The organism is Celeribacter naphthalenivorans (genome assembly GCF_020524585.1).
Lineage (GTDB): Bacteria > Pseudomonadota > Alphaproteobacteria > Rhodobacterales > Rhodobacteraceae > Celeribacter > Celeribacter naphthalenivorans.
This window is the reverse complement of the sequence record NZ_JAIVLK010000008.1, coordinates 19,898-31,846: the sequence shown is the minus strand read 5'-3', so window position 1 is coordinate 31,846 and position 11,949 is coordinate 19,898. Positions and strand designations below refer to the sequence as shown.

16 protein-coding genes are annotated in these 11,949 nt (G+C 58.9%); 1 reads left to right on the top strand and 15 read right to left on the bottom strand.

Annotated features, from left to right (window positions below):
- Positions 1-49 precede the first annotated feature (49 nt).
- The 14 genes from LC094_RS16990 to LC094_RS16925 all read right to left on the bottom strand — a co-directional run bounded on the left by LC094_RS16990 (position 50) and on the right by LC094_RS16925 (position 10,605).
- Positions 50-217, bottom strand: a complete 168-nt coding sequence (locus LC094_RS16990; protein ID WP_167602307.1) for a hypothetical protein — start codon at positions 215-217, stop codon at positions 50-52.
- A 144-nt stretch (positions 218-361) separates the two neighbouring features.
- Positions 362-562: a hypothetical protein gene (locus tag LC094_RS16985; protein ID WP_226553993.1), complete on the bottom strand. Its 201-nt coding sequence runs from the start codon at positions 560-562 to the stop codon at positions 362-364.
- Between the two features lie 46 nt (positions 563-608).
- The gene (gene creD, locus LC094_RS16980) at positions 609-2,015 is read right to left on the bottom strand and encodes a cell envelope integrity protein CreD (RefSeq protein WP_226553992.1); all 1,407 of its coding nucleotides are present in this window, start codon (positions 2,013-2,015) and stop codon (positions 609-611) included.
- Positions 2,016-2,135: 120 nt separating this feature from the next.
- Positions 2,136-2,915: a succinate dehydrogenase iron-sulfur subunit gene (locus LC094_RS16975; RefSeq protein WP_167602304.1), complete on the bottom strand. Its 780-nt coding sequence runs from the start codon at positions 2,913-2,915 to the stop codon at positions 2,136-2,138.
- 126 nt (positions 2,916-3,041) lie between these two features.
- Positions 3,042-3,389: a succinate dehydrogenase gene (locus LC094_RS16970; protein ID WP_226553991.1), complete on the bottom strand. Its 348-nt coding sequence runs from the start codon at positions 3,387-3,389 to the stop codon at positions 3,042-3,044.
- The gene (locus LC094_RS16965; RefSeq protein WP_226553990.1) at positions 3,386-4,039 is read right to left on the bottom strand and encodes a sulfotransferase; all 654 of its coding nucleotides are present in this window, start codon (positions 4,037-4,039) and stop codon (positions 3,386-3,388) included. Before LC094_RS16965 ends, LC094_RS16970 begins: the two co-directional genes overlap by 4 nt.
- The gene (locus LC094_RS16960) at positions 4,036-4,842 is read right to left on the bottom strand and encodes a polysaccharide pyruvyl transferase family protein (RefSeq protein ID WP_226553989.1); all 807 of its coding nucleotides are present in this window, start codon (positions 4,840-4,842) and stop codon (positions 4,036-4,038) included. The genes LC094_RS16965 and LC094_RS16960 overlap by 4 nt, the downstream gene beginning before the upstream one ends.
- Positions 4,843-4,906: 64 nt before the next feature.
- Positions 4,907-6,715: a succinate dehydrogenase flavoprotein subunit gene (sdhA, locus tag LC094_RS16955; RefSeq protein WP_226553988.1), complete on the bottom strand. Its 1,809-nt coding sequence runs from the start codon at positions 6,713-6,715 to the stop codon at positions 4,907-4,909.
- Positions 6,716-6,737: 22 nt separating this feature from the next.
- Positions 6,738-7,112 carry a succinate dehydrogenase, hydrophobic membrane anchor protein gene (gene sdhD, locus LC094_RS16950; RefSeq protein WP_226553987.1) on the bottom strand — a complete coding sequence of 125 codons (375 nt, stop codon included), beginning with the start codon at positions 7,110-7,112 and terminating at the stop codon, positions 6,738-6,740.
- A 10-nt stretch (positions 7,113-7,122) separates the two neighbouring features.
- Entirely contained in the window at positions 7,123-7,521 is a 399-nt protein-coding gene (gene sdhC, locus LC094_RS16945; protein ID WP_226553986.1) for a succinate dehydrogenase, cytochrome b556 subunit, read from the bottom strand.
- Between the two features lie 300 nt (positions 7,522-7,821).
- The gene (locus LC094_RS16940) at positions 7,822-8,853 is read right to left on the bottom strand and encodes a MaoC family dehydratase (protein WP_226553985.1); all 1,032 of its coding nucleotides are present in this window, start codon (positions 8,851-8,853) and stop codon (positions 7,822-7,824) included.
- A gap of 129 nt (positions 8,854-8,982) precedes the next feature.
- Positions 8,983-9,186 carry a DUF1737 domain-containing protein gene (locus tag LC094_RS16935; RefSeq protein ID WP_226553984.1) on the bottom strand — a complete coding sequence of 68 codons (204 nt, stop codon included), beginning with the start codon at positions 9,184-9,186 and terminating at the stop codon, positions 8,983-8,985.
- Positions 9,187-9,197: 11 nt separating this feature from the next.
- Positions 9,198-9,746: an NnrU family protein gene (locus LC094_RS16930; protein WP_226553983.1), complete on the bottom strand. Its 549-nt coding sequence runs from the start codon at positions 9,744-9,746 to the stop codon at positions 9,198-9,200.
- A 4-nt stretch (positions 9,747-9,750) separates the two neighbouring features.
- The gene (locus LC094_RS16925) at positions 9,751-10,605 is read right to left on the bottom strand and encodes an HpcH/HpaI aldolase/citrate lyase family protein (protein WP_226553982.1); all 855 of its coding nucleotides are present in this window, start codon (positions 10,603-10,605) and stop codon (positions 9,751-9,753) included.
- 250 nt (positions 10,606-10,855) lie between these two features.
- On the opposite strand from LC094_RS16925, the gene LC094_RS16920 reads away from it, so the two are divergent.
- A complete protein-coding gene (locus LC094_RS16920) occupies positions 10,856-11,173 on the top strand; it encodes a hypothetical protein (protein WP_226553981.1) in 318 nt (105 codons plus the stop codon).
- On the opposite strand, the gene LC094_RS16915 is transcribed toward LC094_RS16920, so the two are convergent.
- Positions 11,170-11,925 carry a sulfite exporter TauE/SafE family protein gene (locus tag LC094_RS16915; protein ID WP_226553980.1) on the bottom strand — a complete coding sequence of 252 codons (756 nt, stop codon included), beginning with the start codon at positions 11,923-11,925 and terminating at the stop codon, positions 11,170-11,172. The two genes, LC094_RS16920 and LC094_RS16915, sit on opposite strands and share 4 nt — an antisense overlap.
- Positions 11,926-11,949 lie beyond the last annotated feature (24 nt).

Genomic DNA, 11,949 nt, shown 5'->3' with positions numbered 1-11,949 from the left:
AAAGCCCCGCTTTGGCGGGGCTTCTTCATCTTACGAGAGGCGAAAAGCCTTATTCGTAGTAGGCGTACATTTGATCGAGCACATCGAGTTTGCCCGGAACAACCTGTTCGCTGGTTTTCACCGCCGGGGTGGCCGGGGCGTAATATTCGAGCCATTCGGACACTTTCATCGCGGCGTCTTTGGCTTTGTCGTTCAGTGCAACATCGTGCAGGGTCATGTCATAAACTCCGTGGAGGTGTAGTGGTCTCCCTTGTGCCCTGAGGTATGCTGCGACGCCGCGAAAGACAGCCCCCTAATGTCGCATAGTCGCCATGCGCATGCTGCAACGCAGCACTCTAGCGTGTTCGTCCGGGTTCGACTTTTACGTGTTGGGCTTTGCCCCGCAATGTGTTGGCTCGCCTTTTACTGTCCGCGCCTCTGCGCCGCAGACCTGACAGCGAAACGTAATGCCCTCCGCATCCTTGCCGGTCTGCCGCCAGCGACAATCCGACGTCCGCTCCGTGCGTAAAACATACATGCCGACGTAAAGCGCGATGAGGATGAGGGGGATGAAAATGACCATGCCCCCTCATACGCCTTGTCTTGCCGAATGGAAAACCACGGATATGTTACGGCGTTGTTTTAGGCGCAGGCTCTTTGCGTTTTCGCGCGAACAACCCACTGCCCTCCGGCCCGTACCAATCCTCGTTGCGGGTAAAGAACATGGTCGCGGCCAGAGCCACGAAGGACAGCGATGCGCCCGCAAGCAATGCATAATCCGCAGAGCGCAGGATCAGATAGAGCACGCCGTAGAGCACCAAAAGCATGACACCCAGAACCGCCGTGCGCCGTCCGAGTTTCAGCCCCACAGCGCCAAAGAAGGTCAAAAGCGCAATGGTCGCCCCGGCAGAGAGCGCATAGGCAGGGCCAAATCCGATCTGTTCGGAATAGGCCACCATCAGCAGGACGAAAATCGACTGCGCCAGACCGATCAGGATATATTGCACCGGGTGGGCCGGGCGTTCGGCGCCTTTTTCCACCAGCAAAACGGTGAGAAAGGTCAGCGCGATGAAGAGGATCGAATAATTCGCCGCACGGAAGGACTTTTGATAGAAGTCATTCGGCTCGATGAAATCGACCCCAAAGGCCATGCTATAGCGCAGGGTCTGGATGTAATTCTCGCGCGTCATCTGCGGCAGGGTGCGGGCCAGATGCGGGATGGTCCAGGTGGCCGAGAACCCCTCTTCGGAAATCTCCGATCCATCCGGCAGGAAAGCGCCGCGAAAACTCGGATGCGGCCAATCGGAACTGATGGTCACAGCGGTCTGGCGTCCGACCGGCGCGATCTGGAACGACTGCGCGCCATTGGCCCCCAGCGTCAGCGCATAGTCCGCCTTGCCACGCGGATCGCCTAAGGCTGCCATGATACCGGCGGCATCGTCAGCGGAGGCGATCGGTTCGAGCGGCACTTCGGCGCCATCGACGGTCAAAACCGCCTGCCCCCGCAGCGCGGCGTTCGACGACAGCGAGAGGATCAGCTCGGCCCGATCCCAGAGGATCACCTCGTCATTCACCGCTTGGGCGTCGATCTGATCCCAGGGGAAATCGAACCCCATGGCGATCCCCGCCTGATAGACCGGCACCGAGAAAATCCCGCGACGACGGATTTGCGTTTGCGTGTCGATGTCCACATCAAAGCGCCCCGGATAGACATAGATCGGATCGCGGCTCACGGTCACCTTGCGCGTCACCTGGCGTTGACGCGGAGACCCATCGGCATCCAGAACGACCTCGCCCGTGTCCGGGTTGATCACCGCTTCGCGTTCGGTGCGGTCCACGGTTTCTTCGACCGGGATCACAAGCATCGGACCGGCAATGACCTGATCCCCACCCCATTCGCGGCCCACTTCGCGCAGGGTGCTTTGCGAATAGGTCTTACGGCTCTGCACGATGTCCGAGACAAAAAACAAGGGAATGAACATCAAAAGCGTCAGCAGGCCGACGATCAGGAAACGGGCGCCAATGGATTTGCGCATGGGGGACCTCCTCAAACAACTCCGCGCAAGATGATGTGACGCGCAGAGAGAGGCAAGGGGGAGAAGCGCAAAAGAAAAACCCCGCCGAAGCGGGGCTTTTGAATGTTCTGTCGAAAGCGCTTAGTGGGTGCGTTCAAGCATCATCTTCTTGATATGCGCAATCGCTGCCGCCGGGTTCAGACCTTTGGGGCAGGTTTTCGCACAGTTCATGATGGTGTGGCAGCGGTAAAGCTTGAAGCTGTCTTCGAGATAATCGAGACGCTCGCCAGTGGCCTCATCGCGCGAGTCGATGATCCAGCGGTAGGCGTGCAACAGAGCTGCCGGTCCAAGATACTCGTCGCCGTTCCACCAGTAGCTTGGGCAGGAGGTCGAGCAAGACGCACACATCACACATTCATAAAGACCGTCGAGTTTCTTGCGATCCTCGATGGACTGACGCCATTCTTTTTCCGGGCGGTTGGTCTTGGTCTCAAGCCACGGCATGATCGAGGCGTGCTGCGCATAGAAGTGGGTCAGATCGGGAATGAGGTCTTTCACCACCGGCATGTGCGGCAGCGGGAAGATGCGCACATCGCCCTTGATCTCGTCGAGACCGTAGATACACGCGAGCGTGTTGATCCCGTCGATGTTCATCGCACAGGAACCACAGATGCCCTCGCGGCAAGAACGACGGAAGGTCAGCGTCGGATCGATCTCATTCTTGATCTTGATCAGCGCGTCGAGAACCATCGGACCGCATTTGTCCATGTCGATGAAATAGGTGTCCACCGACGGGTTTTTCTCGTCATCGGGATTCCAGCGGTAGATCTGGAATTTGCGGACATTGGTCGCGCCCTCGGGCTTCGGCCAGGTCTTGCCCGTCACGATTTTGGAGTTCTTGGGAAGGTTAAACTGAACCATGGCCTGTTCCCCTAGTTTGACGCCGGACGTGCCGGCAGAGAGTTGTGTTCATATCTGACTTGGATGCGGCTTGGGCCAAGTGGCCTCGGTCTAACATCCGGTGAAAATAATCTGTCATCGCGCCCCCTATCCGCTCGGCAGACCCAGAGTACCCTGGGCGATACATTTGAGCGTTTCGGGTTCGCGGGCGATGTCTGTCACGATCTGCACCGTGCTTTGATCGACGCCCACCACCGCCGCCTGCGCGAGCGAGACAAGCTGATCCATCTCGGCATTGTCCATGATGCAATCGACATAGACATCGGCATTCACGCCGGGGAACTTGTCGTTGATCACGGTTTTGACCACGGATTTGGCCACCGTGCGCGTGCTGTCTTCGACCAGAGCGGAGGATTCGACGCAGCCCGCGAGACCCAAAAGCATCAGCCCGGCAATCATACCTGCGAGGGGCGTTTTGAAAGCAAAACGGATCATCCAAGCGCCTCCTTTTTCGTGTCTGCCCGCAGCGCACGCGACTTGGACGCGCGGTTGAAATGACCCCAAAGCGCTGCATCTACCGCGAAATCCGGGGAGAGCCAGTCGGCAATCTTCGAGGGCGCATCGCGGTCGAGATCGAACGACAGGAACCGGGCGTCGGCCATCGCGAAATAGCTTTGCACCTCGACCGTGTGGCGGTCGAACATCTCGGACCAAGCCGCTTTCGCGCCGGCCTTATCGAGGCCCGACATTTTGCAGAACCGTTTGAGGAAGGTGCCATTGGCATGCGCCGCACGCGAGGCGATCCAATCGGATTTATCGCGCGTATTGAAAAAGAAATAGGCGTCTGGATAGGCCGCATGGAGGCTTCGGAACAGCCGCGCACCGTCGATCATCATCTGGGCGTTGAGAAAGGCGATGTCGGAAAAAGCGCGAATGCCCTCGAACCCGTCAAAGGGTTTGCGGCCCATCGCCAGATTGCTCACCATCACCTGCGCGACATTACGGCCCTCCGGCTCCTGCCAATGCAGCGCCGGAATGCCGTTGTCTTCCATAAACCGATGAAAGCTCAGCGTGCCGCAGCGGTTAAAGCCGATCTGGAGGATCAGCGGCTGCGCCGTGCCAGTTCTGTGGTCGATCACACTCATGCCACCACCTCGGATTTCGGGGCGGTGCTGGCCTTGAACGCAGCCGGGAAGGCAGCCATCAAGCGCTGCTGCGCCTGACGTACGTTCTCGCCATAGTCGACCTGCGCGATGCCCGCATCGAGCGTCGCTTCGATCTGGCTCACGGAAATCGGCAAGGGCATAACCCGCCCGATCCCCGCCGCGTAATCGTAGAATTTCAGCCGCGCAAAGGGGTGATTGCCGTCCGGGTCGAGCCAGACATTGGGCACACCAAAAGCATCCGCGATGATCAGCCCATGCAGGCTCGAGGAAAACACCACGTCGCAGCCCGCGATCTGGCGCACCACATCGAGGTGGTTCTCGCCGCGCGGATCGATAATCTCAAGCTTATTACCAAGCCCCGCCAGCGCCGCCGCGGTTTCATCTGCCTGTGAAATATGGGGAATAACCCCGATCTTGCCGGTTTTCTCGACCGGAGCGCCCAGAACCAGCGGCATCAAAAGCCCCGGATCGCCGAAGACCTCGGTCTTCACCCCAAGGATTTCGCGGGTGATCGGGCCACGCAGTGCTGCGATCTGAACATGGTCGATGAAATCGGTCGGCAGAGGCTTCATCGCGCCAGTGCCCCAAAGCCAAGGGTTCACCTTGCTACCGCGTTTGAAACTTTGCCGGGCCGCATACATGATCGAGCCAACGCCAATCATCTCGGCCTCTTCCGGCCCTGCCCACTCAACACTCTGGCCGGAAACATAGGCAACGATATCCTTGGAGATGCGATCTCCAAAGTTCGGTTGCGATTTCCACCAAAACAGTTTCAGCGACATCTTGCAGGTCCGGTTGAAAAGGGAGGGCCGCCCCGAAATGCGGGGCGACCATGTTGGTTTTGCCTTAGAAAGTCCGCGCTTTCGGCGCGATCCTCTTAAGGCTGATGCCGCCTTCGGCTTCGGTCGTCAGCGGGTCCTCAATGATCGGACGGTAGCTGAGCTCGACCTCATTGCCTTCGACGCGCGAAATCGTGTGGATGCGCCAGTTCGCATCGTCACGCTCCGGGTAATCCTCATGCGCATGTGCGCCACGGGATTCCTTGCGCGCCTCGGCCCCGTGGATGGTGGCCAAGGCGTTGGGCATCAGGTTGGTGAGTTCCAGCGTTTCCATCAGATCGGAGTTCCACACGAGCGAGCGATCGGTGACGGAGACGTCGCCCATCTTGCCGGCCACGGCGGTCATCTTTTCCACGCCTTCTTTCAGCGTCTTGTCGGTGCGGAACACGGCGGCGTCGGCCTGCATCGTGCGCTGCATTTCGAGACGCAGTTCGGCGGTCGGGATCGCGCCTTTGGCGTAACGGATGCCGTCGAAACGATCGAAGGCCTTTTGCACGGAGGCCATGTTCAGCTCCGGGTTCGGCGACTTCGGATCGACAACCTGACCGGCGCGGATCGCGGCGGCGCGGCCAAAGACCACGAGGTCGATCAAGGAGTTGGACCCCAGACGGTTCGCGCCATGCACGGAGGCACAGCCCGCTTCGCCCACGGCCATCAGGCCCGGCACGACAGCGGTCGGATTGCCCGGCTGCGGGTTCAGAACTTCGCCGTGATAGTTGGTCGGAATACCGCCCATGTTGTAGTGCACGGTCGGCAGAACCGGGATCGGCTCTTTGGTCACATCCACGCCCGCAAAGATTTTGGCAGACTCAGAAATGCCCGGCAGACGTTCCGCCAGCGCCTCAGCCGGAAGGTGGCTGAGGTTCAGGAAGATGTGGTCTTTGTGCTCGCCGACACCGCGGCCTTCACGGATTTCCATCGTCATAGACCGGGACACGTAGTCACGCGGTGCGAGGTCTTTGTAGGTCGGCGCGTAACGCTCCATGAAGCGCTCGCCTTCGGAGTTGGTCAGGTAACCGCCTTCGCCGCGCGCACCCTCGGTGATCAGACAGCCTGAGCCGTAGATGCCGGTCGGGTGGAACTGAACGAATTCCATATCCTGAAGCGCCAAACCTGCGCGCGCCACCATGCCGCCACCGTCGCCGGTGCAGGTGTGGGCAGAGGTTGCGGAGAAGTAAGCGCGGCCATAGCCACCCGTCGCCAGCACAACCATCTTCGCGGAGAAGAGGTGGAAGGTGCCGTCATCGAGTTTCCAGCAAAGCACACCCTGACATTGACCGTCGTCGGACATAATCAGGTCGATGGCGAAATATTCGATGTAGAATTCTGCGTTGTTCTTCACGGACTGGCCGTAAAGCGTGTGCAGGATCGCATGGCCGGTCCGGTCAGCGGCGGCGCAGGTGCGCTGCACCGGCGGGCCTTCACCGAATTCGGTGGTGTGACCACCAAAGGGACGCTGGTAAATCTTGCCTTCTTCGGTCCGCGAGAACGGCACACCGTAGTGTTCCAGCTCGTAAACCGCCTTGGGCGCTTCACGGGCGAGGTATTCCATCGCGTCGGTGTCACCGAGCCAGTCGGAACCCTTGACGGTGTCATACATGTGCCACTGCCAGTTGTCCGGCCCCATGTTGGACAGGGACGCCGCAATGCCGCCCTGGGCCGCAACAGTGTGCGAACGGGTCGGGAAGACCTTGGTCACACAGGCGGTGCGCAGACCTTGCTCAGCCATACCGAGCGTCGCACGCAGACCAGAACCACCGGCGCCAACGACGACCACGTCGTATTCGTGGGTTTCATATTCATATGCTGCTGTCATTGTCTTTATTCCTTGCCGCGCATCACTGAAGGGCGAGTTTCAAAAGGGCGAAGAGGCCAGCCGCCATCAGCGTGTAGCAAAAGCCAGCCACAGCGATCAGCGTCAGCTTGCGCTTGATGCCGCCCACGTAATCTTCGACCGCTTCGTCCACTTCGGTCTTGAGGTGGATGATGCCACCGACGAGGCAGAGCGCCGTGATGATCGCGATGCAGGGGCTGCTGTAGAAGGCAAGCACCTCTTCGAGGGAATGGCCGACGGCATAGCCGAAGGTGAAGATGAAGAGCGGCACGAGGATGACGAGCGACAGGGAGGTCGCGATGGTCAGCCAATGGTGTTGCGCACCGGTCCCGCCAGAGCCCAGACCCGTCGCACGTTTGCGGTCAGTGAGAAAGTTCATGGCGATCCCCTCAGAAAATCAGAAACACAAGAGCGGTCAGCACGGTCAGGACAGTCGCCCCGATGAACATGCCCCAGCCCATTTTCTCGGAGGTCTGGACATCCAGGCAGTAGCCGAAGTCCCAGATCACGTGACGGATGCGGCCCAGCATGTGGTACCAGATCGCCCAGGCGGCGGCGAGCATCACGATGTTGCCGATCCAGCTGCCGTAGAGACCGTTGAAGAAATTGAAGGCCGTCTCGGAGCTTGCCGCGGCCAAGAACCAGCAGATCGCGAGGAAGACGGAGCCCAGCGATGCAATGCCGGTGATACGGACCATGATCGAGGAAATCGACGTCATCTGCGGTCGATAATAGGGTCCGATCATGAAGGGAGAGAGCGGTCGGTTGCCGCGATTCACATCAGCCATGGTGGCGTCCTTTCACGATTGATGCGTTAAAGTTGCTTTTCGTAATAAACTTTTTTGTCCCCGAGTCACCACCTGTGAGCGCTAACAGGAGCGGTTTATCCAATCTGAAACGCAGGAAAAAGCAATCTGTGATCACAAGAAACATTCAGTGATCACAAAAGTGGGCAAAATGCGCTCTCCTAGGGTTTCTCTAAGGAATTTAGGCGCTTTGGATTGGGCGTTTAGAAGAAACGGGGCCACGCATCGCTGCGCAGCCCCGTTTTGCGATCACAAATTCAGCCTTAAAGACACACAGCAGCCTCACTGGGGCACGACAGTCCAGTAATCCAGATCCAACAAAACATCGGGGTGATACTTGCCCTCTTCGGTCTTATAGGCGAACTCCGGCGCGCCGTGTTTGTAAGCCACAAGTCTGAGCCGCAGCGCACCGACACCCGGCGCATCCGTCTCTGCCTTATCGAGCACCTCGGTATAGGCCCGCACGGTGTCGCCGGAGAAACACGGATTGGCATGTGCGCCGCCATTAAGGCCGACGATCATCTGCGCATTGGCCAGACCGTTGAACGACAGCGCCCGCGCCATAGAGATCACATGTCCGCCATATATCAGCCGCTTGCCATCCTCGCGATTGGTGGCATCGAAATGCACCTTCGCCGTGTTCTGCCACAGCCGGGTCGCCATCATGTGCTCGGCTTCCTCGATGGTCACCCCGTCCACATGGTCGATCTTTTCGCCGATCTCATAATCGCCAAAGCGATGCGGCTCGCCCGCCAGCGTGAAGTTGTATTTCAGGAAATCCAGCCCCTCCGGGATCACCAGATCCTCGGGCGCCACCACTTTCGACAACTCCGGGATCACCGTCTCCGGCGCCGGCGCATCCAGATCGCCTTTGCGCACCATCACCCAGCGGACATATTCCAGCACCGGCTCATCAAACTGGTTAAGCCCCGTGGTGCGCACATAGACCACCCCGGATTTGCCATTGGAGTTCTGTTTCAGCCCGATCACCTCAGAGACCGAGCGCAGCGTATCGCCGGGGTAGACCGGTTTCAGCCAGCGCCCCTCGGCATAGCCAAGGTTCGCCACCGCGTTGAGAGAAATATCCGGGACGGTTTTGCCAAAGACCACATGAAAAGCGATCAGATCGTCCAGCGGGCTTTTGCTCAACCCGCAGATTTCGGCAAATTCGTCAGAGGAATAAAGCGCATGCCGCGCCGGATAAAGCGCATGATAGAGCGCGCGTTCGCCGCCCGACACGGTGCGCGGCACGGCGTGCTCGATCACCTGCCCGACTTTATAATCCTCGAAAAAACGTCCCGGATTGGTTTTCACCTCAATGGTCCTCCCACTAAAGCGTTTTTCGTTTAATCTGAATCAGATTGAGCGAAAAACGTTGCCACACTGAATTGATATTGCTGCGTTTCTCAAAAATTGAGTGCCTCAAGTTTTTTGAGAAACGCTTTATAGCTGTCCCAGCTTCACCTCGGGCGAATACTCCCCCTCGGCCTCCTTTATGACCGCCTGCGCGCAACGCATCTTTCCCGATGCGGCGTCAAAGGCGTAGCTGGGATCCCCATAGAGCGCCCAGCCCTTGCTCAGAGCCTCTGTCACCTTGTGACAAAAGGCCGATGTGTCTTCTTCGGTCAGCAATCTGTAGGCTTTCATCTCTCACTCCATCACATCGGAAACGGGTTATACCCGAGCCAGATATGTATCCCGGCAATCGCGCCGAAGACCACGAGAGAAATCACCACCAGACGAATGTCACCCGCCAGGCTGCCACCTTTGTACGGTTCAGGCGCAGGACCGGCGCGGTTGATCAGCGTCATCTCGACAAGCGCCCAAAGCGTCATGCCACCAAAGAGCACCAGCGAGGCCGCATCCGAATTCACCAAAAGATGCGCCACACCCCAGACCACGACACTGGTCAGCATCGGATGCCGCATCTTGGCCCGCAGGCGGCTTTTGGAATGCCCCAGCGCGAACAAAAACACCGCAATCACCATCAGCGTGTTGTTCACATGCCGCAGAAAGGGCGGCAGGGCATAGAGATCATGCGTCCCGCTCATCCGGTAGCCCACGACCATCAGGATCAGCCCCGCCACAATGCCCAGCGCCGCAAGCCCCTTGCCTTTCTCTCCCATCCCGCCGCGCACCTCCGGCGCCAGTCGCTTAAACAGATGCGCTGCACTCCAAAGCAGCAGTCCGGGAATGAGAAGGGTCATGCGTTTACTCCATGGCTATAATGGCTTCGTGTTTGGCGAGCATCGCCCGCGCCGTCACAATATGCAGATTTTCCACGATTTTCCCATCGACAACCGCAACCCCCTGACCATTTGCCTCAGCCTCCTCAAAGGCCGCGATCTGACGCTGGGCCAGATCGATCTCCGCCTCAGAGGGCGCGAAGGCCGCATTGGCGATCTCCAATTGCGCCGGGTGAATGAGTGTCTTGCCGTCAAACCCCATGTCGCGGCCCTGCTCGCATTCGGCCTTGAGACCTTCGTCATCCTTGAAGGCATTGTAGACGCCATCGAGGCAGATCACCCCATAGGCGCGCGCCGCGATCAGGCACATGTGCAAGCCCCCCATCATCGGAAGACGATCTGCGCGGAACCGCGTGTTCAGCTCTTTCGCCAGATCGTTCGTGCCCATGACAAAGCCTGTCATACGCGGATGCGCCGCAATCTCTGCAGCGTTCAACATGCCCAGCGGCGTCTCCATCATCGCCCAGAGCGGCACATCGGGAATGGCCTGTGCCAGCTCCTCGACCATCGCCGCGCTTTCAACCTTCGGCAGGAGAATCCCGTCAATGTCCGCACCGACAAAGGCCGCCACATCGTCGCGGCCCCATTGCGTGTCAAAGCCATTGACCCGCACGATCTTGGCCCGATTGCCATAGCCGCCCTGCGCCAGCGTCTCTTTCAACAGCGCCCGCGCGTTGATCTTCTCGTCAGGCGACACCGCGTCCTCAAGGTCGAACAGGATCGCATCACAGGCCAACCCCTTGGCCTTTTCCAGCGCGCGTTCTTTCGAGCCGGGAATGTAGAGAGCCGAGCGATAGGGACGGTTGGCGACTTGGGTCATTTGATTCTCCTCCTCCGCAACATTGTTGCGCAAGAGGCCACACAAACGCACCAATCCGCAAGGGTAAATTTTCCGCAGCGCAGAATTTCCCTGCGTATGAAAGCGGAAACCCCAAGCGCAGCACGCTAAGGTAACCGCTTTTTTAACCCTTTTTCGGCAGGCTGAGATCCATACCGGCACGTTAGAATAAGGGACAGCCCAGCACCGGACACTCGCGCCAAACGGCGCCGAAACAGAAAAGGACAAGACGATGACGACACGGATTGCCACTCTGACCGGAGCCGCCCTGCTCATGGCCACACCTCTCTTTGCCGCCCCGGCTCTGGCACAACAAAACTGCGCCCAGCGCGATCAAATCCTGGATCGGCTCACCAGCAAATACGGCGAAAGCCGCCAATCCATTGGTCTTGCGCCCAATTCCGGCGTGGTCGAGGTTTTTGCCTCCACCGAGACCGGCACATGGACGATCCTGATGACCACGCCCAACGGCGTCACCTGTCTGATCGCCTCCGGTCAGGCCTTTGAAACCCTCGCCGAAGTGGCCGTGGCCAAGGGCGATGACGCTTAAGCGGCCAAAACCTCCCAGATCAACTTGCTGCCGGTGATCACCAAAAACACATAAGCCAGCCCAAAGAACAATTTTTCCGGCACTTTGTGATACATCCAGACGCCCAAGAGCACGCCCAGAACGGCCGCCGGAATCAGGGTCAGATCGGCGATCAGGGTTTCTTTCGAGAAAATGCCCACAAAGGCATAGGGCACGACTTTCATCAGGTTCACCGCCCAAAACGTCAGCACGCTCGACGCCTGATAGGTCGTCTTATCCATCCGTTTCGACAGCATGTAGACGGCGGCGGGCGGACCGCCGGCGTGGGAGATGAAACTGGTGAGCCCCGTGACCCCGCCCCAAAACAGCCCGGCACCGGTGCCGAGCTCACGTTTCGGCGGGGTGATCCAACGCCGCGCTTTCGCCAGCTGCCAAAGCACAAATCCAATCGCCACAATCCCGATCAAAAGCTTAAAAACCGCAGGATCGGCGACGCCATAAAGCAACGTTCCGATCACAATTCCGGGAATGGCGCCGAGGATGAGAACCCCCGCCACACGCAGGTCCCATTTGCGCCAAAACAGTTTTACGGCGGTCACATCCATCACCATCAACAGCGGCAACATCAGCCCGACCGCCTGCCCCGGCGTGAGAATCAAGGCCAGAAAAGGCGTGGCTGCAAAGGCCGCAGCGGAGCCGAAACCACCCTTTGACATGCCTGCAAAAATCACCGCGGGCACGGCGAAAAGGTAGAAATTGAGATCGAGCGTCATCAGCACAGCCTTTGGACAACGAGA

Bases quoted from the DNA above. Each gene is read 5' to 3' on its own strand.
- LC094_RS16970 (WP_226553991.1), bottom strand. From the start codon at position 3,389: ATGATCCGTTTTGCTTTCAAAACGCCCCTCGCAGGTATGATTGCCGGG.
- LC094_RS16930 (WP_226553983.1), bottom strand. From the start codon at position 9,746: ATGACCCTTCTCATTCCCGGACTGCTGCTTTGGAGTGCAGCGCATCTG.
- LC094_RS16915 (WP_226553980.1), bottom strand. From the start codon at position 11,925: ATGACGCTCGATCTCAATTTCTACCTTTTCGCCGTGCCCGCGGTGATT.
- sdhD (WP_226553987.1), bottom strand. From the start codon at position 7,112: ATGAACTTTCTCACTGACCGCAAACGTGCGACGGGTCTGGGCTCTGGC.
- sdhA (WP_226553988.1), bottom strand. From the start codon at position 6,715: ATGACAGCAGCATATGAATATGAAACCCACGAATACGACGTGGTCGTC.
- LC094_RS16920 (WP_226553981.1), top strand. From the start codon at position 10,856: ATGACGACACGGATTGCCACTCTGACCGGAGCCGCCCTGCTCATGGCC.
- sdhC (WP_226553986.1), bottom strand. From the start codon at position 7,521: ATGGCTGATGTGAATCGCGGCAACCGACCGCTCTCTCCCTTCATGATC.
- LC094_RS16960 (WP_226553989.1), bottom strand. From the start codon at position 4,842: ATGTCGCTGAAACTGTTTTGGTGGAAATCGCAACCGAACTTTGGAGAT.
- LC094_RS16990 (WP_167602307.1), bottom strand. From the start codon at position 217: ATGACCCTGCACGATGTTGCACTGAACGACAAAGCCAAAGACGCCGCG.
- LC094_RS16935 (WP_226553984.1), bottom strand. From the start codon at position 9,186: ATGAAAGCCTACAGATTGCTGACCGAAGAAGACACATCGGCCTTTTGT.
- LC094_RS16925 (WP_226553982.1), bottom strand. From the start codon at position 10,605: ATGACCCAAGTCGCCAACCGTCCCTATCGCTCGGCTCTCTACATTCCC.
- LC094_RS16965 (WP_226553990.1), bottom strand. From the start codon at position 4,039: ATGAGTGTGATCGACCACAGAACTGGCACGGCGCAGCCGCTGATCCTC.
- LC094_RS16975 (WP_167602304.1), bottom strand. From the start codon at position 2,915: ATGGTTCAGTTTAACCTTCCCAAGAACTCCAAAATCGTGACGGGCAAG.
- creD (WP_226553992.1), bottom strand. From the start codon at position 2,015: ATGCGCAAATCCATTGGCGCCCGTTTCCTGATCGTCGGCCTGCTGACG.
- LC094_RS16985 (WP_226553993.1), bottom strand. From the start codon at position 562: ATGGTCATTTTCATCCCCCTCATCCTCATCGCGCTTTACGTCGGCATG.